Source organism: Solobacterium moorei, from assembly GCF_036323475.1.
Taxonomy (GTDB): domain Bacteria; phylum Bacillota_I; class Bacilli_A; order Erysipelotrichales; family Erysipelotrichaceae; genus Bulleidia; species Bulleidia moorei.
In genome coordinates, this window is the sequence record NZ_AP028934.1 from 1,092,075 (window position 1) to 1,111,851 (window position 19,777).

The following is a 19,777-nucleotide window of genomic DNA, read 5'->3' on the forward strand; positions in this document are numbered from 1 at the left end:
AGAGGGATAAGGAGAAAGTAGAATGGCAAACGAAAGATTAAAGATTGCTTTAGCGGGTAATCCAAACAGCGGTAAGACGACCTTATTTAATGCCTTGACTGGTTCTAACCAGTATGTAGGTAACTGGCCAGGAGTAACTGTAGAAAAGAAGGAGGGTAAACTCAAGAAACATCCAGATGTTATTATTGAGGACTTACCTGGTATTTATTCATTATCACCATATACATTAGAGGAAGTTGTTTCTCGTAATTATTTGATTGGTGAACATCCTGATGCGATTTTGAATATCGTAGATGGCACAAACTTAGAGCGTAACTTATATCTAACAACACAATTACTTGAAATTGGTGTTCCAGTCGTTGTGGCTGTTAACATGATGGACCTTGTAAAGAAGGCTGATGATAAGATTGATATCAATGCTTTAAGTGAGAAGCTGGGCTGTAAGATTGTTGAAATTTCTGCTTTGAAAGAAACAGGTATTATGGAAGCTGCAGAAGCTGCAATTGCGGCTGCTGAAACAAAATCAGCTACAGCAATTCATAAGTATGAAGACAAGATTGAAACAGCTCTGTCTAAGATTACGGATGCTGTATTAACAGATGTACCTGCTGACCAAAAGCGTTGGTATGCAATCAAAGTGTTTGAAAGAGATGAAAAAGTACTTGCAAGATTAAATCTCAATGAAAGCCAGACGGCTGAAGTTGAAGCTATCGTTTCTATAGTAGAAAAGGATTTAGATGATGATGCGGAGTCTATCATCACAAATGCTCGTTACACATTTATTACAGAAACACTAAAGGGTATCTATACAAAGCAGAATGCTGGTAAACTCAGTGTTTCTGATAAGATTGATAACATTGTGACAAACCGTTGGTTAGGTTTACCTATTTTTGCGGTAGTTATGTTTATCGTATACTTCGTATCTATCCAGACATTTGGTACAGGTGCTACTGACTGGGTAAATGATGGATTATTCGGCGATGGTTGGTTCTGGTTTGGCCTAGGACGTGCAGAATTTGATGAAGATTCTGGTACATATAAGGCAGCTCAAGAAGCTAATCAAGCTTTCATTGATGAAGCAATCGAAAAGGGTTATATATCTTCTAGCGAAAACGATGAAGGTGAAACAGAAATTACGGTTCTAAAACCAGAACAGTTAGAGAATTTGGTTGTTTCAGCTGATATTCATAATGACGAAGGTGATGTAGAGGAAACTCGTGAAGTAACTTATTCCGATTATGAAATTTATTCGGCAGAAGAAGAACCTGAAGCTGCTACATATGGACCATGGCAAGATGGTTTACCAACAATTATTGGTAACTTCTTGAAGTCCATTGATGTTGCGGATTGGCTACAGAGTCTTATCCTCGATGGTATTCTCGCTGGCGTAGGCGCAGTTCTTGGCTTCTTACCTCAGATGTTAGTGTTATTCTTCTTCTTAGCATTCTTGGAAGGTTGCGGCTATATGGCACGTATTGCGTTCGTCATGGACCGTGTATTCCGCAAGTTTGGATTATCTGGTAAGAGCTTTATCCCAATGTTAATTGGTACAGGTTGTGGTGTTCCAGGTGTCATGGCTTCACGTACAATTGAAAATGAACGTGACCGTCGCATGACTGTTATGACTACAACATTTATTCCATGTTCTGCTAAGTTGCCAGTTATCGCTTTGATCGCTGGTGCCTTCTTCCAGAAGTCTGGATTAGTTGCGACAAGTGCATACTTCTTAGGTATTGCGGCTATCGTTATCTCTGGTATTACATTAAAGAAGACAAAGATGTTCGCTGGTGATCCTGCACCATTTGTTATGGAGTTACCTGCATACCACTGGCCAACTCCGTCCAACATCTTACATTCTATGTGGGAACGTGGTTCTTCCTTCGTTAAGAAGGCAGGAACAATCATCTTACTTGCGACTGTATTTGTATGGTTCATGCAAAGCTATGGCTTTACTGAGAATGGATTTGGTGCTGTAGAACAGTCTGAATCTATGCTTGCGGCCATTGGTAATGCAATCAAGTTTATCTTTATTCCTTTAGGTTGGGGTGATTGGCGTGCAACTGTAGCTGCTATCACTGGTTTGATTGCTAAGGAGAACGTTGTAGGTACAATGGGTGTTCTCTATGGTGCTGGTGAAGTTGCTGAAAATGGATGGCAGATCTTTACATCTATGGCAAATGCGTTCAACAATAACGCAGTTGCAGGTTACTCATTCTTGGCATTTAACTTATTATGTGCTCCTTGCTTTGCGGCAATCGGTGCTATCCGTCGTGAGATGAATAATGGTAAGTGGACTTGGTTTGCAATTGCTTACCAGTGTGGTCTAGCTTATGTAATCGCACTGATTATCTACCAGGTAGGTTCTGCAGTTACAGGCAACATCCATCCAATCGGATTAGCTGTTGCTATTGTATGTATCGTGGCTATCATCTGGGGACTTGTGCGTCCAGGTTATAAAGAAAAATAATGATTTACCATAAGGTGCAGGGAAACCTGTACCTTATTTAGAAAGGTGTATGTATAATGTCTATACACAAATTGACATCAGCGAAGATTAAATACTTAGTTACATTACTTCGCTTAGATCCAAGTGGTAGTGGTGTACGTAGCATAGCACTTGCAAAAGAACTAAATGTTTCTAGACCAAGTGTCTGTGCGATGTTAACAAAGCTAGCACATGAAGAATATCTCAACAAAGAATACTATGGCATTGTATACCTTTGTGAAAAAGGAAAAGAAATAGGTAAGAACTATAGCGCAGGTTAACTGCATTTAGAAAGAAGGTAGTATGGGTACAGTAGTAGTAGGTGGCGTATTAGTAGTTGTGCTTGCAATTGCAATTCGCTCCGTAATTAAAAGAGGAACTTCTGGCTGTTGTTCATCCGGAGGATCGTGTGGAGGAGGCTGTGACTGTCATGCAAATGTGAAGGTCGCAGATAAGAATCTTGCACATTATCCATTTGAAGCAGTGCTTACCGTGGATGGTATGACATGTGGACATTGCGCTTCAAAAGTTGAGAATGCGTTGAATACACTAGATGGTGTATATGCAGTTGTAGACTCTGATTTAAAGACAGTACACGTTCATATGAAGTCTAAAGTGGCTGAAGCAGTATTACGTAAAACAGTCAATGACTTAGGTGAATACACGGTATTGAGTGTTGATTGAGTGAAATAAAAAGTGGTCACTTCAGAAGTGAAGTGAGGTGACCCCCTAAAGTTAGACTTTTTACGAGATGACTTTGGTCATCTCTTTTTTTATGAAGCTAGAAGATGTTGTCTGTATTGAACAGGACTCATCCATCCTAGCTTTTCTTTTATTCGTTGCTCATTGTAATAATTAATAAATCTTTCTATTTTTAGCTTCAGTTCATCGAAACTATAGTACATGACTCCATAGTATATTTCTTGTTTAATCAGTCCAAAGAAATTTTCCATAACTGAGTTATCAAGGCAGTTTCCTTTTCGAGACATACTCTGGAAGATTCTTTCTTCTTTTAATCTACGTGTATAAGCGTTCATCTGATATGCCCATCCTTGATCAGAATGAAATGTTCTTCTATATGGGCAGTCTGTAGTGATTGTAATAGCTTTCTCCAAGGCATTCATCACGTTTTCTGCAGAAGGTCTCTTACCAATTTCGTAACTAAGTATCTCACCACTACACATATCCATAAATGGATCTAGATAAAGCTTATGTATTGTCATATGACCCTTTTTATCGACTTCATAATACTTGAATTCAGTTGTATCAGTTGTTATTTTCTGATGCGGTATATGTGTCTTGAAGCGTCTGTGAATTCTATTAGGCGCAACTCTTCCAACTGTTCCTCTATAAGAACTGTATTTTCTGCTTTTGCGAGTATAAGACGTTACCTGTAAGTGAAGCTTTTGTATGATTCTCTGTACTTTCTTTTTATTAATGGTATATCCATTGTTGCGAAGTTCTCCAACGATTCTACGGTAGCCATAATCCTTATTATTTATACGAATTTCTTGTATGTTTTCTTCAAGCTTTTTATCAGGATTTTCTCTATCAAATCTCTTTTGCCAATACATATATGTCGCTTTTGGCATTCCGGTATAAGAGAGAAGGTCTTTTAGTTTGAACTTTTGTCGGAGACTGTTGATGACGAGTGCCATTCTCTCATTTTTTCCTCGTCCTCTAAACGCAGCCTCCTCAGTTCTTTTAAAAATGCATTCTCTATTCTTAACCGAAGAAGTTCATCTTCTAATTTCTTTATATGTTCTACACTTGTATTAACAGAAGCTTCTTCCATGAGTTTGTTTTGAGTCTTTCTATCTGTCTTATCCATAGCTTTCCCTCGACCCTTTCGGCGTGATTTTAACGCATCAGGACCTGCTATACGAAAGCGATTAACCCAGTTGCCAATCGTAGCTGGGTTCTTAATGCCATTCTGTATAGCTAACTCTTGATATGTGATTTCACTTGTTAAATACAACTCTACAATAGAAAGTTTCATTTCGAAAGAATAAACTTCATTTTCTCGTGAGCGCAATAAACCATCATTTCCAAATGCTTTATAGTTTTTCACCCATTTGTGTAGCTGGGATTTAGAGCCTAATCCATATTTTTTAGAAAGATATAGAATTCCTCCTTTACCATTCAAATATTCTAAAACTATTTTTTTCTTGAATTCAAAACTGTGTTTTGTCATAAAAATACCGACCTCCATTCGTTAGATTCTTGGTCTAACTTTTGGGGTCGATACAAAGGTGACCACTTTTTAAAGTCAAGTAGTTGGATAGAGAAGCGGAAGCATGTATAGGAAGAGAATGTAGTTTGTCACAAATGAGGCAGTTACAAACTGAATTAAATTAAACTTCTTATGCATACGAATGATAATCAAGAAAAGAGAAATCAAGATGGAAATAAGTAGCCATAGAGCAATCACTCTTCGTTCTGTATAACCGTAAGTAAAGAAGTATAGTCCTAATTTTAAACATGCAAGCAAGTTAAAACATATTGTTGTAAATACCAACATATATGTTTCTGCTTTTGTGTTTGTGGCATCTTCACTTCTTACTAAGAAGCTTAGTACTAGGATAAGAAGGATATTTAAACCCATGATACGGAAGAAGTTCCAAAAACCTCTTACTGCATAGATACAAGAACTCTCTGCACTAGGTGCAGCTAATACAGTGGGTAACTCTGATAATTGAAAAATAAAGAATACAAGATAGAGTGCAAGTAATACAAAATTTGTAATACGAATAGAGATAAGTGGAATCACTTTTTTCTTTAAGAAGAACTCTCTACAACCATCATACGATATAAAAGGTTTATCGCTAAGGATACAACTGCTGATAAGTCCGAATAGATATGCTCCAACTGGTAAACTCCAAATGATTCGGAAGAAATAGATTGTATTGAAAGGATGGAAGATGGATCTAAAAAGACTTGTTGTTAGGATTGCAAAGTTTTGATCAATTGCGGATAGTTGGCTTAACGCGAATAAAACAAGTGGAATTAAGATAACTAAACTAAATACTACTGTCTTTAGTTGTTTAGAATGAATGTGTGTACGCATGTATTTGATGATATGAATAATACGTGCAAATATATGCGAGAATGGTTGAATAATCCAACCTTCAAAGAAATCTAATAGGATTGTTTCGCTCGTGTTTGCTAGTGATAACTTCTGAAAACGACAAAGTGTATAGTAGATGACATTTGCGTGTAGTAATACCAGTTTTTCGGATTCGAAAGAATGATCAAATCCTAGAAGGACACCTTGAAACAATAGTAGACATGCCCATAGGATAGATTCTTTTGTGCGTTCTTTATGAAGGCAAGATGCACTAACTTCTACAATAAGAATGTATAGTACTGCTAGCTTTGCAAAGGCAAAGTAGATTACAACAAGTGAAGCATACAAGTATCCAAATATATATGTTGCGATTGCGATATAGAATAAGAGTGTGTCACGTGCAATCATAGGTTGTTTATTCTGGTTCATAGGTGAGTATATCTCCTGGTTGGCAATCTAGGACTTTACATAACGATTCCAGCGTAGAAAAACGAATTGCCTTGGCTTTTCCATTTTTTAGAATTGATAGGTTGGTTGGAGTAATATCAATTTTTTCAGCAAGTTCACCAGCACTGATATGACGTTTTGCCATAATGACATTTAGATCAACATGAATAGGCATAAGTCACCTCATATTGTCAGGTCTAATTCGTCTTTCATACGAATTGCCTGTTGGAATATATTTTGGATAATACGAATAATCAAAGCAAAGAAGATGGCCGCAAATACAATACTGTAGAAGAGCTTAGACCAAATCGCTGCTAGTAAGAAGGCAAGAGCACTTCCTGCTAAACAACAAAGACTTGCATGCCTTAATAGATTTACATTCTCAGTGATAAATACATTTTCTTTAGAGATATTTACAAGAAGTTGATTGATGATGTATAGAAGGCGAAGTAATACAGCTAAGCCAATATAGCCGATGCCACAGGCAAGTACAATCTGATTTTCTATTGAAATGGATGAAATATTTCGGCTGTAAATAAACTCTGATGCGATAGAAACGCTATTGACAATGATATAGATTGCGATAAGCGCAATAAGCAATATCAGAATGCGTGTAAGTAATATGCTATTACGTATATGTTTTGAACTAGATTCCATAATCAAGTCCTCCTTGTGAAAGTATCATAGTACAGATATTTCTGCAATTCAATAATTATTTATCGAAAAACGATAAATAATTACATTTGACAGATACATATTACTGTATTAATATAATAGTGTATTAAGACAGTAATACATAAGGAGAAATGATGAGTTGGGAATTTAGAAGTGATCAAGCAATTTATCCACAATTGGTCAGTATTATCAAACGAAGAATTGTGACGGGTGTATATCCAGCAGGTTCCAAATTACCATCTGTTCGTGAATTAGCGGAAGAATCTGGAGTAAATCCTAATACGATGCAAAGGGCACTTACAGGACTTGAACAAGAAGGGCTCGTATATACACAACGTACTGCAGGTCGTTTTGTCAGTGAAGATAAATCAATGCTTGATGGTATCAAGAATGAAGAGGCAAAAAGCCTAACAGAGGGATATTACGCTAAGTTAAAAAAGCTAGGATATTCCAAAGCAGAAATGATTGATTTTATTAATATGCAAGGAGAAGAATGATGAGTGTAATGTTTGAATGCAAAGGTTTAACAAAGAAATACGGCAATAAAGTAGCGTTAAATCACGTTGATCTTTCATTAGAGTCAGGGCGTATCGTAGGTTTACTTGGCCCTAATGGCAGTGGGAAGACAACAATGTTAAAGCTTGCCAATGGTTTGTTGACTCCAACAGAGGGTGGTATCTTTATCGATGGTAAAAAGCCAGGAATTGAAACCAAGGCGGTTGTATCGTATCTACCAGATGCGGATTATCTATTAGATTGGATGAATGTTGGTGAACTGCTAAATATGTTCAAGAGTTTCTATGATGACTTCCGCTATGATCGCGCATTGAAGATGTTAGAAGAATTACATATTCAGCTAAAAGATAAGCTTAAGAATTTATCAAAGGGTAATAAAGAAAAAGTACAACTTGTACTTGCGATGAGTCGTGAAGCGAAGGTGTATTTCTTAGATGAACCAATTGGTGGGGTTGACCCAGCGGCTAGAGATTACATCTTACGTACGATCATTGGAAACTATAGTGAGAATGCATTGGTTGTCATCTCTACGCACTTGATTGCAGATGTAGAACCTGTATTAGATGAAGCTATTTTCATCCGAGATGGAGAAATTGTATTCCATCGCAGTATAGATGATATTCGTGAAAAAGAAGGTAAGTCAGTAGACGCATTATTCAGAGAGGTATTCGCATGCTAGGTAAATTAATTCATTTTGAGTTTAAATCAACTTATAAATTATTTCTAATCTTGATTGGTGCTGAATTTTTATTATCCATCGTACTTGGTATGTCAGTGAATACTAATCTTCAGATTATGTCAGAAAGGATGACGAATGACCCATTATACACAAGTAGCTCTTCGACAGCTTCGTTTATTTTGGTTTTGATGGTTGTGGGAATTGTTGTTGCGACATTTATGATGATCTTTGGATCTTCCGTACAGCATTTCCATAAGAACCTATTGTCTGGACAAGGATATTTGATGCATACATTACCAGTAACTACCTGGGAACTTGTATTAAGTAAAGTAATTACGTATTTGATCTATGTTGTACTATTCGTACTAGCACAACTAGTTTGCTTAGTAGGTATAATGATTGGTACTGGTCAATTCATTGATTTGATTCGTACTCTTGATTTTGATTGGTTAGTTCATGCACTCAAGCTAGTATTAGATTTAGGATTCTTAGAGCTATGTGCAGCTTATCTATTCTCCGCATCACAGTTCTTGTTGCTCATTTATCTATGCTATTCAATTGGTAACTTATTCCCAGAACATCGGTTACTCGTTGGCATTGCTACATTTATTATCCTGGGTATGGTAGTTCCATCTCTATTCCAATTTCCATCTATCTTTGTAGTGACATTTGGTGCAGCACAGTTTATGCATGCTCTTAACTATATGAGTTACCAAACAATGACATTAATCTATTCGATTATTATGAATGTTGTATTCTTTGCGGCTAATGTATATATCCTACGTTATCATCTAAATTTGGAGTAATAAAATATGATTCGACACATTGTTATGTTTAAACTTCAGGCTGAAAATCATGAAGAAAGCTTGAAAGAGGCAGTAACTCTAGCTAAAACACTTACGGGTTTAGAGGAAGTGGCTAGTGGTGAAGTGGTATGTAATCACAAGGATGCAGATCCTACAAACTATGATTTTACTTTAGTGTTTGACTTTGTATCCTTTGCAGCATTAAGTGCATACCAAGTTCATCCAGAGCACTTAAAATTAAAAGCTTTATTAAAAGATAAGATTCAGGCACGTTCTTGTATTGATTATGAGATTTAGAAGAAATTCTAAGTCTTTTTATAGTTTGAGCATGTTCCTGTTAACATTAAGTGATTTTGACACCTTAAGTGAAAAAACCCCAAAAATAAACTAGTCTTCATCTTTATAAAGTAGTATTGATAATTCTTTTTGATTCTCTGCAGTTGAGGATTGTCTGTAAGTACGTGAAGATACAATCTTACAATGAATGACTTTTCCATATCTGATGATAAACACTTCTTCTGTAAATACATTAATACGAACATTTACTTCTGTATTTGATTTTATGAAATATGACTTTCCATCATCAGTAACAGGAGCGTAATAATTCTTTTGGAATGAAAATATTCCATTATTGATTTTACGTACATATCGTAGTGTAAAGATTTCACTAAGATTGACTTCGATAGGCATGAAAGCAGAATGTGGATCAATTGGGTTTCTAGCAAATTTTTGATTAAGATACTTACGATATGTAGTATTAAACCATACACTCAATTCGTTATAGTCCTTGATTCCAAAACGCTTAATATCATTTGGCAATCTGCTCTGACAGGTTCCGTTGTATCTTTCGATTCTTCCCTTGGCTTGTGGAGAGCCCGCGAATATCATTCTGATACCTAGGTCATTCATCATCTGACCGAATTGTGTCAGTTCTCCATTCTTATTATGAAATATCGTATGACGATCTGAATATAGCGTTGTGGGAGCACCGTATTCTTTAAACAGATACTTCATCATATGACAATATCCAAGCTGTCTTTCCGTAGGCATGAAATAGCCCGATAGAACATCAGAAGTGGCGTCATCCACTGCTAAATGTAATGTCCACATCTCGCCATTACCAAACCAGTCAAAAGGAGTGCCATCAATCTGTACAAGAAAACCAGACTTTGCGGAAGGTATCCGCATCAAATGAATCGAATGACTTGTTTTTAATGCAGGACGCATATGTGGAGATGACCAGCCCTCGGAGATAAAGAGATTGCGAAACCAAGAAAGGCTACGTAGATGTAGATCTAACGAAGCTACGATATCTTGTTTATTGGGATTCATGTAAAAATCTTCAATAAAGATATCTCTAAATTGTGCTATCGTGATGACGGGATACTGTAGCTTAAGATTACGTATAAAGTTGATTTCTTGGTCGGAAGCAGCCTTATGAGATTTCTTACCTGCATTGCCGTGCAGGAGAATGAATACGGTATCCTTTTTCTCTAGAATGGCCTTCATGATACGAATGAGAGAGGACTTGGACAGATGGGTCAAATTAGAGATTTCCTCATAGGTCCACAACATTTCATTCAATAGTTTTTCGTGTAATAGACGGATTGCGAGTTCCTTATTTTTCTTTTCGTTCAAAGTAAAACACCTCCTGTGATTATCATAGAAGGTGTATAAATTATGCACATATCCAAGGTGTCAAAATCATTTAACGAAGTGGTGTCATTTTTATTTAACGATGACAAGTTTGAGCATGTTCCTTGAAAATGAAAAACATTTCAACTATCTTATAGGTGTTTACAGATAGGAGGAACTCGTTATGGAGAACAAAGTTTCAAAACTAATCAACGATCAGATTAACAAAGAAATGTACAGTGCTTACTTGTATCTAGAATTTGCAAACCATTTTACTGAAAAGGGATTAGATGGTTTCGCTAACTGGTATAACATCCAGGCTAAGGAAGAAATGGACCATGCGTTAAAATTTATCGCTTATTTACATGACAATGATGAAAACGTTACTTATGAAGCAATTGCAAAGCCAGAGTCAAAGTCTAAAGAAGATATTGATGTGTTAAGGGCTGCTTATGCTCATGAGAAGTTCATTACAGCATCTATCAATGCGATCTATGCTGAAGCAAGCAAGGTAAATGATTACCGTACAACACAGTTCTTAGATTGGTTTATCTCAGAACAAGCAGAAGAAGAAAAGAACGCAGCTGATTTAATTCAAAAGATGGACTTATTTGGAAGTGATTCTAGAGCACTATATTTATTGGATCATGAATTCTCAACACGTTCTTATAAACCATCAGCCCAATAAATACCAGGAGGAAAGAGTGAACATGAAATTTTACATTAACAAAACAACAAAGGAAATTATTGAAGTAGTATTAGGAAACGATACAACATTTACATCTGAAGGTGGCGAAATGGTTGAATTAAAGGCTAATTCAACAGACGCTGCAGGTGAAAAGCACGTACCAGTTATCACAGTTAATGGTAACAAGGTTCACGTAGTTGTTGGATCTGTAATTCACCCAATGACTGAGGAACATTCTATTCAGTTCATTGCTTTAGAAACAAAACAGGGTGTACAACGTAAGGCATTATTATCTACAGATCAGCCAGTAGCTGACTTCGTATTAGCTGAAGGTGATGAAGTTATAGCAGCTTATGAATACTGCAATCTGCATGGCCTTTGGAAGGTAGAAGCTTAGTCGAATCTACAAAGGAGAGAAATCTCCTTTTTTCGTTGCATGAAAGTGATAGAATAAAGATGAAGTAGGTGATGATGTGAAGAAAAAAGTAATGTTCTTATTTAATCCTGAAGCAGGCAATAACGCAATCGAAAAGATTGTCTTTGATATTATTAAGAATCTAACAATCTTTGATTGCGAAGTAACAGTGTTTCCAATCATGCCAGATAAGGGCTTGGGTTCAGAAGAAATATTAATTACTCACGCATCAGAATTTAAAACGATTGTTGTATATGGTGGAGATGGAACACTCAACCGTGTTGTAAATATTATGATGCATCAGGATATTCACTTACCAATTGGTTATATTCCAGGTGGTACAACCAATGATTTTAGTAAAGCTATTGATGAAAATGGTACAATTGAATCCTATTGCCGTACGATAGCTTTTGGTAATCCATTCTCTTATGATGTTGGTTGTTTTAATGGCACATATTTTAATTACGTAGCTGCCTTTGGAGCTTTTACCGCAACGAGCTACGAAACATCTCGTGAATCAAAGAAGATACTTGGATATGGAGCATATGTACTCAATGCGTTAGGTAATCTTCCGGCAAGTCTCAGCAATCATACAAAGATGAAGTTTATTCATGATGGGGTTGAAGAGGAAGGCACATTTGTCTTTGGCGCAATCTCTAACTCACCATCTGTTGGGGGATTTAAGTTACCATTCTATGAAGATTCCACATTAGATGATGGAAAGTTTGAAGTATTGCTGGTCGCTGCGTTAGATAATCTAGAAGTATTACATAACGTATTAAGTGGTGTAGCGACAGGTAATATTAATCCTAAATATGTACACGCATTCAAAACAGATAAAATTGAATTTATCTGTGAAGAAGATACTGCATGGACACTGGATGGAGAAGATGGTGGAAAACATCGTTTAGTCACTGTCGAAATTCATCCAAAATCAATGACAATTATGACAAGTAAGTCATGATAATGTATAATATGAACATTGGAGGGTTAGATATGGATAAAATTATTCGTATTGAAAATCGTATTATATCCGTTGGTAAGGCTGATGGAAGCTTAGAAGAATTCGATATTGCGTATTTTAACTTTGTGCCAAGAGTTGGTGATTATGTTAATATCTATCGCAATGATGATAGTATTATCATCACAAAGGCTGAAAGTATTTTTACTAACCAAACTAGTGGTCGTGTTGTCAATAAAATTGTGTACGCTCTTCTTGCGTTCTTCTTAGGTACTTTTGGTGCCCAGGAATTCTATGCAGGTAACACTCGTGCGGCTGTACTTTCACTTCTTTTCTGTTGGACAGGAATCCCAACAATCTACGGAATCTATAAATTCATCATCGCAGTAGCTAAGCCGGCTGATGAGAATGGCTATATTGAAATGTAAAGCGGTATTCTTTGAATGCCGTTTTTATATTTAAAGCGTTTATAAATCGTGTTTCATTAAGGAGGAGAACATCATGAAGCAATATGCACCAATCAAAGAAGGCAAAGTACGTGAAATCTATGACGCAGATGATGCCTTGATTATGGTAGCGACAGACCGTATTTCTGCATTCGATATCATTTTAAAGAATCAGGTAGTAAATAAAGGAATTGTTTTAACGCAGATGTCACGTTTTTGGTTTGATCTTACACAGAATATTGTAAAAAACCATATGATTACCACTGATATACAACAGATGCCAGAATTTTTCCGCAACGAGAAATTTGCGGGTAGATCAATGATGTGTAAGAAGTTAGAAATGTTACCAATCGAATGTATCGTGAGAGGATATATCACAGGTTCTGGTTGGGTAAGCTATCAAAAGGATCAAACTGTATGTAATATCAAATTACCAGATGGTTTAAGGGAATGTGATCAACTTCCTGAGCCAATCTATACTCCATCCACAAAAGCAGAAATTGGTGAACATGATGAAAATATCAGTTATGAAAAGTCCGTTGAAATCTTAAAGAAGGCATATCCACAACGTGGTGAAGAATATGCACAAAAATTAAGAGATTATACGATTGCACTTTATAAAAAATGTGCTGAATATGCACGTACAAAGGGTATTATCATCGCTGATACAAAATTTGAATTTGGTCTTGATGAATATGGTGAAGTTATACTAGCTGATGAAATGTTAACACCAGATTCTAGTCGTTTCTGGCCAGTTGAAGGATACGCACCAGGTAAGGGACAACCATCCTTCGATAAACAGTTTGTTAGAGACTGGTTAAAACAAAATCCAAATAGTGATTACTGCTTACCACAAGACGTAATTGATAAGACAATTGCGAAGTATTTGGAAGCGTACCATCTATTAACAGGTAAAGACCTAACTTTCTAGCTGAGTGATACTCAGCTTTTTTATGGAAATTTGCAAGTAAACGTGTATAGAAAAAGTGGAGGGTCATTATGTGTAGAAGGAAAGATTATTTTAAGGATTTATGCAAAGCATATCCATTACAAAAACAGTTGCAACAAGCACTTGAAATAAAGATGAAACAATCATCATCAGATGAAATGCTTCAGAAACAATACCAAGCAGTTTTAAAGCAAGTTGAACAAGTAGAGAAGATCATGCATTACATGAAAGTGGTACATGGGAAGATGGCAATGGATATGTTTGTGTCTTACTACATTGATGGAGTTAGGCAGAAAGATATTGCATACCAATATCATATGTCCTTGCGGACATTACAAAGACGTTTTCAGAACTATCGTTCTTTATTAGAAGAAGTATTTCGACATCGTATCGATTGTGCGTAGGAAATGATATAATCCTGTCATTAGAACAGGAAGTATATATGAAAAGAAGAAATCGTTTGATTGAACAATTACAATATCGTCTTAGAAGAAGTTACGGTATGGATCGTCTCAATACACATTTACTCATCATGATGGTGGTGATCTTGGTATTGGGTTTATTTGTAAAAAATAGTATTCCAGTTTTGCTGGCATTTGTAATTTTTATTGCATTTATATATCGTTTTGGCTCAAGAAATATCACCAAGCGCAGTATTGAAAATCGAAAGTATCAAGACACAAATCGCTTTGTCACAAGACAGCTTAAAGCAATCAAAAACAATGTTACCAATAAAGACTATAAGTACTTCGTGTGTAAACAGTGCTATCAACTTGTTCGTATTCCAAGGGGCAAGGGAGAAGTTGTGATTCATTGTCCACATTGTAAACAGGAGTTTTCTGCGAAAAGTTGAGAATTCGTCAGTGTTTATCAATTGAAAAATAGGTGAGTTAGTTATAACATACTACATAGAAAGAAGGTAATTTATATGTCTAATATGAATCCTGTAACATTACAGAAAATTGATGCTCTACGTGAGAATTATTTAAAAGATGAAAAGGCAAGAGTTGTTCGTAATGCCTTGGTAAAGAATGATATTGGTACTATCAGTCGTAACTTTGATGCGGAAAGAAATAACCCAAATATCTTCTCCATTGATTTAAAGACGATGCCAGTCACAAATCAATATCAATCTGGTCGTTGTTGGATCTTCTCATCTATGAATGTATTAAGAGAGCTCATCGCAAAAAAATACAACATGGCTGAGTTTGAATTATCACAAAACTATATTGCATTCTATGACAAACTAGAAAAAGCGAACTGGTTTATGGAATGCACACTACAGGAAATGGATAGTCCTGTAGGAAGTGATAATATGCGTTTCTTATTAGACTGGGCAGTTGGCGATGGTGGCCAATGGAACATGTTAGTAAGTCTTGTGAAGAAGTATGGTATTGCGCCTAAGGCTGCAATGCCTGATACCTACCAAGGTTCTCATACTTCTAAGATGAATGCGATTCTTAATCGTCGTCTACGTAAGTTTGTGGTAGATAGTCGTAAGCTTGCGAAAGCAGGTAAGAAAGATGAAATTCCAGCATTAAAGGAAACGGCACTCAAGGAAATCTATGGCTTGATTGCGTCTTGTTTTGGCTTACCACCACAGGAATTTACATTTGAATATAATGATAAAGATGGTAACTACCATGCGGAATATCATGTAAAGCCATTAGATTTCTACACAAACTTAGGAATTGATTTATCTGATTATATCAGTGTGATTCATGGACCTACTGCAGATAAGCCATTCCATAAGACGTATACTGTTAAGTACTTAGGGAATGTCGTTGATGGAGAACAGGTAAAGTTACTGAACTTACCAATGGATGAATTAAAAGCAGCTGCGATTGCACAGATGAAGGATGGTTATCCAGTATGGTTTGGTTGTGATTGTGGTAAGGATGCTGACCGTGATACAGGTCTTTGGGATAATGCACAGTATGACTATGCCAATACATTGGATATGCAGCTAGATATGACAAAGGCTGAGATGCTAGACTATAAGGAATCTGCAATGAATCATGCGATGGTATTAACGGGTGTTAACCTTGTGGATGAAAAGTCAACCCGTTGGAAGATTGAAAACTCATGGGGTGAAAAGATTGGTAACAAAGGTTATTTTATTGCTTCCGATTCGTGGTTTGATGAATATACATATGTTGTTGCAGTGCATAAGAAGTACTTATCTGAGGCTTCTCAAAAAGCATTATTAGAAGAGCCAACTGAACTGTTACCATGGGATCCATTTGGAACATTAGCTGACTAATTGTATAGGAATGGTTTTTGACCAGAAGAAATTCTTCTGGTTTTTCTTTCTGGTGCAATCATAAGCGATTCATAGTGTATAATAAAAATAATGAATTTTATTTGATTTGGAGGATGTATGAAGACATATATTGGAATTGACTTAGGTGGTACAAATGTACGTGTTGCAAAAGTAACTGAATTTGGGGAAGTACTATCTCAAGTAAAGGGACCATCATATGGTATGGAAGGACCAACAAAGGTCATGTCTAACCTCAAGGAAATGGTAAGAGAAATTCCGGGATGGAAAGATTGTTCTGCGATTGGTGTAGGTGTACCAGGACCGGTTGATAAGAAGTCTGGAAGCATGGTGTTAAGCACAAACCTAAAGGGATTTACAGGTTATCCATTTGCGGATGAACTATCCAAGGAATTTGGTATGCCAGCATTTGTGGATAATGATGCAAACGTTGCAGGACTTGCGGAAGCCTTAGTTGGTGCCGGTAAAGATAAGGGTGTTGTATACTACGTAACGATTTCTACTGGTATTGGTGGAGCCTTAATTGTTGATGGAAAGACGGTATGTGGTAAACATGGCTTTGGTGGTGAAATTGCAAATATCATCATTGATCGCAATCGCAAGAAGATTAATAACTTAAATGCTGGTGCAGTAGAAAATGAGGCAAGTGGCACTCATATCACACGCAAGGCGAAAGAAGTGATTAAAGATAAAGAAATCTTGCATGCAGGTAGTGTATTTGATTTAGCTGATGCAGGAGATGAAAGAGCCATCAAGATTGTTGATGAAGCCACAAGAGATCTAGGTCAGATGTTTGCGACAATCGCATGTGTATGTGACCCAGATATCTTTGTTATCGGTGGTGGTATGACAAAATCTGCAGATAAGTTCTTGCCTGCAGTCATTGAAAAGTATAAATCAATGTCTCATACAGCTTTGCATAACACACCATTTGTAATTGCTACGCTAGATGAACCTGGCATTATCGGTGCGGCGATGTTACCGATGAGTGAGGGTATTTAATAAAGGAGTTTTATGTTTCATATTTCTGATTGTAAGAAATATACGCGCTGTTCCCGCTTATTTCTAAATGAAATGCAAGTGGAAAAGAGAAAGTTTCAGCCATTTGTAAGATTGGATGAAGAGGTTAGTGAGCTAGCTTGTATTAAGCTAGGTGTAACTAACCATTTTCTTGGTAAACAAGGTGATGACGCAAGTCTGGCCATGAATGCTTTAGAGAAGTATGACTGGCTTGTCAAAGCACGCTTTGAATATGAACAGTTACGTATTAAAGCACCATTCTTACATCGTAATAAAGATGGATGGGATTTGTATTTCCTGTTTGTGGGATTATTTCCTCATGCGGATGATATGCAGTTCTATTGTGATACGGTGTGGATATTAGAAGGATTGAATATCAAAATCAAGGATATCTATATGATTCATCTCAATAAGAACTATCGAAGAGGGAAAGAACTTGACCCACATGAATTATTTGTGGTCAGTACTTCTTTCTATAATGATAAAAATAATCCAACTGTAGATATCAAGGAAGCCATCTATGATAACATGCATGAATTACATTATCTGTTGCAGCAGATGGAATCTTGTACATTTGAAACGGTAGGAGAACCAATACGGAAATCACAATGTATGACACGTCAAAAGTGTTTATACTATGATGATTGTTTCCCACATGAAAAACAGTTACCGGATAATTCTATCCTGACACTAATCGCCTCTAGGTTTAAGCGTGAGATGTATGAGGAAGGAAGATTATATCTTAGGGATGCAGATCCAGAGCGTATTGAAGGTTCTTCTCAGCAGTTTGCACAAATCCAAGCAGACCGTAATGGTGGACAATACGTTGACTACAATGCATTGGAAAACTGGTTAGGGTACATCCATTATCCAATTACCTGTATTGACTTTGAGTGGGAACGTTTTGCGATTCCACCATATGAGGGAATGCGTCCATATGATGTATTACCATTTGAATACTCCCTACATATCATGTATGAGGATGGTAGAATCGAACATGAAGTCTATCTCAATATCCATGATAACCGTAAGGACATGGCAGAACATTTAATACGTTCGATTCCCAAGGAAGGAACTGTACTAGCTTATAACGCAGAAGGTGCAGAGAAAATCCGTATTCAAGAGTTAGCGGAAATGTATCCAGAATACGCAAAGGACCTATTGCACATCAATGCACGCATGGAAGATCTACAGTTGCCATTTTCAACGGGTGTTATTTATGATACGCGTATGAAGGGACAATGGTCATTGAAGACCATTATGGCAATGATGGATGATCCAGGTTATCATAATCTAGATATCCAACAAGGTATGGATGCGGTATTTGAATGGCGTAATCTAGATAAGAATGTTGATACTGAAGATGTTGAAAAGAGTATCGCTGACTTAAAGGCATATTGTGGTATGGATACCTATGCAATGACGGTCGTACTGAGATGGCTATTTAAATTAGTTGCGAAAACTTCACTGTAAAAGGTGAAGTTTTTATCACGGAATATTCACATAGAATACAAAAATAATTTGATTTATGTTGTATAATATAGACATAAATACAAGAAGTGCGACGAGTATCATTGGAAACATCTGTAGTTGTTTTGAGTGTATCTCTAGCACATACAGGAGGTATTGTATGAGATTTGAAATCGTAGGTAAGAATGTCACTGTTACACCAGCAATGCGTACAAAGATTGAGGAGAAATTATCCGCTTTAGATAAGTACTTACTTATCGATGAAAATACGATTGCTCGTGTCCTTGCCAGAGTTTATCCAAACTCGCAGAAGGTTGAAGTTACAATCCCATCACGTGTAGGTATTTTGAGAGCAGAAGTGGTACATGATGACTTCTATGCAGCAGTAGATTTAGCAATTGATAAATTAGAAGATCAAATTCGTCGTCAAAAGACTAGACTAAATAAGAAACATCGTGAACATCTTGCGAATGCATTTATTGATACACAGCTTATAGAAGAAGAAAATTCTATTCCTGTTAAGACAAAGACGGTGAATGCAGAAGAAATGGATCTTGATACAGCCATTATGAAGATGGAACTCAGTGGACATAACTTCTATATCTATACAGATGATGAAACAGAAACTGTTTCTGTTGTATATCGTCGTGCTAGCGGTGGATATGGCTTACTAGAGGTAAGTAAATAGCAAGATGAAAAGTCGGGAGAAATCCCGATTTTTTGTTACAAAGAAACTATAGTTAAACTGGAATTATAGAATAAAATTAATAGGAATACTGGAAATTTAAACACTGTCGTAGGAAAGTCCTTCATACTGTGTATATAGATTTAAGGGGATCTATATCACATGAAATTACAACGTTTACCATACGAAGAGAAAGTTAAACTATTAGAGAGTTTAGGAAGAATCTATCGCCGGGAGAAAACGCGAGAGTTAATTGGCGATGGTCATGAAGTTCATGAAAGAACGGCTACTTATGTTCAAAAGGGGATAGGGCATATGATTGAGCATGTTATGGGGAATTGCTCCTCTGATACCGTGTGTATCATCAAGCATGATTTTCTAAATCAATCACCAAGAAACTGGTACTGTAACTACTATGCAAAATCATCATATTATCGACTAAAAAAGGAAGCGGTTGAGGAATTCGTTCGTTGCCTAGATATTTGAAAAATGTTAAAATGAACTACAGATATAGATGTTCAAAAGGCTGTATTCATGCGGAAATTTGTACTT

Annotated in this window: 24 protein-coding genes; 19 read left to right on the forward strand and 5 right to left on the reverse strand. The window is 36.5% G+C overall.

The features are described 5' to 3' along the window. Positions 1 to 22 precede the first annotated feature (22 nt). Genes feoB through RGT18_RS05505 form a run of 3 tightly spaced genes read left to right on the forward strand, consistent with a single transcriptional unit; the run spans position 23 to position 3,169 of the window. Complete coding sequence (feoB, locus tag RGT18_RS05495; protein WP_028078870.1) at positions 23 to 2,467, forward strand: ferrous iron transport protein B; 2,445 nt, start codon at positions 23 to 25, stop codon at positions 2,465 to 2,467. Positions 2,468 to 2,523: 56 nt separating this feature from the next. Beyond that, positions 2,524 to 2,766, forward strand: coding sequence for a metal-dependent transcriptional regulator (locus RGT18_RS05500; RefSeq protein ID WP_037404469.1), 243 nt, complete (start codon positions 2,524 to 2,526; stop codon positions 2,764 to 2,766). A gap of 22 nt (positions 2,767 to 2,788) precedes the next feature. Continuing rightward, positions 2,789 to 3,169, forward strand: a complete 381-nt coding sequence (locus RGT18_RS05505; RefSeq protein ID WP_028078869.1) for a heavy-metal-associated domain-containing protein — start codon at positions 2,789 to 2,791, stop codon at positions 3,167 to 3,169. 89 nt (positions 3,170 to 3,258) lie between these two features. On the opposite strand, the gene RGT18_RS05510 is transcribed toward RGT18_RS05505, so the two are convergent. The 4 genes from RGT18_RS05510 to RGT18_RS05525 all read right to left on the reverse strand — a co-directional run bounded on the left by RGT18_RS05510 (position 3,259) and on the right by RGT18_RS05525 (position 6,656). Then, positions 3,259 to 4,679, reverse strand: a protein-coding gene (locus RGT18_RS05510; RefSeq protein ID WP_338175496.1) for an IS3 family transposase whose coding sequence is annotated in 2 segments (ribosomal slippage) — positions 3,259 to 4,193 and positions 4,193 to 4,679 — 1,422 coding nt in all. Because the reading frame shifts where the segments join, the coding sequence is not laid out codon by codon here. Positions 4,680 to 4,754: 75 nt separating this feature from the next. Then, the gene (locus tag RGT18_RS05515; protein ID WP_028077222.1) at positions 4,755 to 5,981 is read right to left on the reverse strand and encodes a DUF4153 domain-containing protein; all 1,227 of its coding nucleotides are present in this window, start codon (positions 5,979 to 5,981) and stop codon (positions 4,755 to 4,757) included. After that, a complete protein-coding gene (locus tag RGT18_RS05520; RefSeq protein WP_028077223.1) occupies positions 5,968 to 6,174 on the reverse strand; it encodes a helix-turn-helix domain-containing protein in 207 nt (68 codons plus the stop codon). The genes RGT18_RS05515 and RGT18_RS05520 overlap by 14 nt, the downstream gene beginning before the upstream one ends. 8 nt (positions 6,175 to 6,182) lie before the next feature. Further along, positions 6,183 to 6,656: a DUF2975 domain-containing protein gene (locus RGT18_RS05525; RefSeq protein WP_006525384.1), complete on the reverse strand. Its 474-nt coding sequence runs from the start codon at positions 6,654 to 6,656 to the stop codon at positions 6,183 to 6,185. Positions 6,657 to 6,808: 152 nt separating this feature from the next. Here RGT18_RS05525 and RGT18_RS05530 point away from each other — a divergent pair, with 152 nt between their 5' ends. The 4 genes from RGT18_RS05530 to RGT18_RS05545 are packed head-to-tail and all read left to right on the forward strand — an operon-like array spanning position 6,809 to position 8,972. After that, a complete protein-coding gene (locus RGT18_RS05530) occupies positions 6,809 to 7,171 on the forward strand; it encodes a GntR family transcriptional regulator (protein WP_006525385.1) in 363 nt (120 codons plus the stop codon). Then, complete coding sequence (locus tag RGT18_RS05535) at positions 7,171 to 7,869, forward strand: ABC transporter ATP-binding protein (RefSeq protein ID WP_028077224.1); 699 nt, start codon at positions 7,171 to 7,173, stop codon at positions 7,867 to 7,869. The genes RGT18_RS05530 and RGT18_RS05535 overlap by 1 nt, the downstream gene beginning before the upstream one ends. Next, complete coding sequence (locus RGT18_RS05540) at positions 7,863 to 8,675, forward strand: hypothetical protein (RefSeq protein WP_006525387.1); 813 nt, start codon at positions 7,863 to 7,865, stop codon at positions 8,673 to 8,675. Before RGT18_RS05535 ends, RGT18_RS05540 begins: the two co-directional genes overlap by 7 nt. Positions 8,676 to 8,681: 6 nt before the next feature. Further along, positions 8,682 to 8,972 carry a Dabb family protein gene (locus RGT18_RS05545; RefSeq protein WP_028077225.1) on the forward strand — a complete coding sequence of 97 codons (291 nt, stop codon included), beginning with the start codon at positions 8,682 to 8,684 and terminating at the stop codon, positions 8,970 to 8,972. 90 nt (positions 8,973 to 9,062) lie between these two features. On the opposite strand, the gene RGT18_RS05550 is transcribed toward RGT18_RS05545, so the two are convergent. Then, on the reverse strand, positions 9,063 to 10,313 hold the full coding sequence (locus RGT18_RS05550) for a DDE-type integrase/transposase/recombinase (protein ID WP_028077226.1): 1,251 nt from the start codon (positions 10,311 to 10,313) through the stop codon (positions 9,063 to 9,065). Positions 10,314 to 10,494: 181 nt separating this feature from the next. On the opposite strand from RGT18_RS05550, the gene RGT18_RS05555 reads away from it, so the two are divergent. The 12 genes from RGT18_RS05555 to RGT18_RS05610 all read left to right on the forward strand — a co-directional run bounded on the left by RGT18_RS05555 (position 10,495) and on the right by RGT18_RS05610 (position 19,711). After that, positions 10,495 to 10,998 (forward strand): ferritin, encoded by a 504-nt coding sequence (locus RGT18_RS05555; protein WP_028077227.1) that lies wholly within the window; start codon positions 10,495 to 10,497, stop codon positions 10,996 to 10,998. Positions 10,999 to 11,020: 22 nt separating this feature from the next. After that, positions 11,021 to 11,395 carry a desulfoferrodoxin family protein gene (locus RGT18_RS05560; protein WP_006525390.1) on the forward strand — a complete coding sequence of 125 codons (375 nt, stop codon included), beginning with the start codon at positions 11,021 to 11,023 and terminating at the stop codon, positions 11,393 to 11,395. Positions 11,396 to 11,471: 76 nt separating this feature from the next. Next, positions 11,472 to 12,377, forward strand: a complete 906-nt coding sequence (locus RGT18_RS05565; protein WP_006525391.1) for a diacylglycerol/lipid kinase family protein — start codon at positions 11,472 to 11,474, stop codon at positions 12,375 to 12,377. Positions 12,378 to 12,409: 32 nt separating this feature from the next. After that, a complete protein-coding gene (locus RGT18_RS05570; protein WP_037403202.1) occupies positions 12,410 to 12,802 on the forward strand; it encodes a TM2 domain-containing protein in 393 nt (130 codons plus the stop codon). A 73-nt stretch (positions 12,803 to 12,875) separates the two neighbouring features. Beyond that, the gene (locus RGT18_RS05575) at positions 12,876 to 13,751 is read left to right on the forward strand and encodes a phosphoribosylaminoimidazolesuccinocarboxamide synthase (protein ID WP_028077229.1); all 876 of its coding nucleotides are present in this window, start codon (positions 12,876 to 12,878) and stop codon (positions 13,749 to 13,751) included. Between the two features lie 68 nt (positions 13,752 to 13,819). Further along, entirely contained in the window at positions 13,820 to 14,173 is a 354-nt protein-coding gene (locus RGT18_RS05580) for a hypothetical protein (RefSeq protein WP_028077230.1), read from the forward strand. A gap of 38 nt (positions 14,174 to 14,211) precedes the next feature. Further along, positions 14,212 to 14,622, forward strand: a complete 411-nt coding sequence (locus RGT18_RS05585; RefSeq protein WP_051240865.1) for a hypothetical protein — start codon at positions 14,212 to 14,214, stop codon at positions 14,620 to 14,622. A 75-nt stretch (positions 14,623 to 14,697) separates the two neighbouring features. After that, entirely contained in the window at positions 14,698 to 16,032 is a 1,335-nt protein-coding gene (locus RGT18_RS05590) for a C1 family peptidase (RefSeq protein ID WP_211220266.1), read from the forward strand. A 117-nt stretch (positions 16,033 to 16,149) separates the two neighbouring features. Continuing rightward, entirely contained in the window at positions 16,150 to 17,052 is a 903-nt protein-coding gene (locus tag RGT18_RS05595; RefSeq protein ID WP_028077233.1) for an ROK family protein, read from the forward strand. A 12-nt stretch (positions 17,053 to 17,064) separates the two neighbouring features. After that, positions 17,065 to 18,543 carry a DUF2779 domain-containing protein gene (locus tag RGT18_RS05600; RefSeq protein ID WP_338175511.1) on the forward strand — a complete coding sequence of 493 codons (1,479 nt, stop codon included), beginning with the start codon at positions 17,065 to 17,067 and terminating at the stop codon, positions 18,541 to 18,543. A 157-nt stretch (positions 18,544 to 18,700) separates the two neighbouring features. Then, positions 18,701 to 19,228, forward strand: coding sequence for a ribosome hibernation-promoting factor, HPF/YfiA family (gene hpf / locus RGT18_RS05605; RefSeq protein ID WP_028077234.1), 528 nt, complete (start codon positions 18,701 to 18,703; stop codon positions 19,226 to 19,228). Positions 19,229 to 19,387: 159 nt separating this feature from the next. Continuing rightward, positions 19,388 to 19,711 (forward strand): MG284/MPN403 family protein, encoded by a 324-nt coding sequence (locus RGT18_RS05610; protein WP_028077235.1) that lies wholly within the window; start codon positions 19,388 to 19,390, stop codon positions 19,709 to 19,711. Positions 19,712 to 19,777: the final 66 nt, after the last annotated feature.

Coding starts and splice junctions, on each gene's coding strand:
- RGT18_RS05505 (WP_028078869.1), top strand. CDS start 2,789: ATGGGTACAGTAGTAGTAGGTGGCGTATTAGTAGTTGTGCTTGCAATT.
- RGT18_RS05595 (WP_028077233.1), top strand. CDS start 16,150: ATGAAGACATATATTGGAATTGACTTAGGTGGTACAAATGTACGTGTT.
- RGT18_RS05585 (WP_051240865.1), top strand. CDS start 14,212: ATGAAAAGAAGAAATCGTTTGATTGAACAATTACAATATCGTCTTAGA.
- RGT18_RS05580 (WP_028077230.1), top strand. CDS start 13,820: ATGTGTAGAAGGAAAGATTATTTTAAGGATTTATGCAAAGCATATCCA.
- RGT18_RS05515 (WP_028077222.1), bottom strand. CDS start 5,981: ATGAACCAGAATAAACAACCTATGATTGCACGTGACACACTCTTATTC.
- RGT18_RS05530 (WP_006525385.1), top strand. CDS start 6,809: ATGAGTTGGGAATTTAGAAGTGATCAAGCAATTTATCCACAATTGGTC.
- RGT18_RS05540 (WP_006525387.1), top strand. CDS start 7,863: ATGCTAGGTAAATTAATTCATTTTGAGTTTAAATCAACTTATAAATTA.
- hpf (WP_028077234.1), top strand. CDS start 18,701: ATGAGATTTGAAATCGTAGGTAAGAATGTCACTGTTACACCAGCAATG.
- RGT18_RS05600 (WP_338175511.1), top strand. CDS start 17,065: ATGTTTCATATTTCTGATTGTAAGAAATATACGCGCTGTTCCCGCTTA.
- RGT18_RS05590 (WP_211220266.1), top strand. CDS start 14,698: ATGTCTAATATGAATCCTGTAACATTACAGAAAATTGATGCTCTACGT.
- RGT18_RS05575 (WP_028077229.1), top strand. CDS start 12,876: ATGAAGCAATATGCACCAATCAAAGAAGGCAAAGTACGTGAAATCTAT.
- RGT18_RS05500 (WP_037404469.1), top strand. CDS start 2,524: ATGTCTATACACAAATTGACATCAGCGAAGATTAAATACTTAGTTACA.
- RGT18_RS05610 (WP_028077235.1), top strand. CDS start 19,388: ATGAAATTACAACGTTTACCATACGAAGAGAAAGTTAAACTATTAGAG.
- RGT18_RS05525 (WP_006525384.1), bottom strand. CDS start 6,656: ATGGAATCTAGTTCAAAACATATACGTAATAGCATATTACTTACACGC.
- RGT18_RS05545 (WP_028077225.1), top strand. CDS start 8,682: ATGATTCGACACATTGTTATGTTTAAACTTCAGGCTGAAAATCATGAA.
- RGT18_RS05520 (WP_028077223.1), bottom strand. CDS start 6,174: ATGCCTATTCATGTTGATCTAAATGTCATTATGGCAAAACGTCATATC.
- RGT18_RS05560 (WP_006525390.1), top strand. CDS start 11,021: ATGAAATTTTACATTAACAAAACAACAAAGGAAATTATTGAAGTAGTA.
- feoB (WP_028078870.1), top strand. CDS start 23: ATGGCAAACGAAAGATTAAAGATTGCTTTAGCGGGTAATCCAAACAGC.
- RGT18_RS05535 (WP_028077224.1), top strand. CDS start 7,171: ATGAGTGTAATGTTTGAATGCAAAGGTTTAACAAAGAAATACGGCAAT.
- RGT18_RS05570 (WP_037403202.1), top strand. CDS start 12,410: ATGGATAAAATTATTCGTATTGAAAATCGTATTATATCCGTTGGTAAG.
- RGT18_RS05555 (WP_028077227.1), top strand. CDS start 10,495: ATGGAGAACAAAGTTTCAAAACTAATCAACGATCAGATTAACAAAGAA.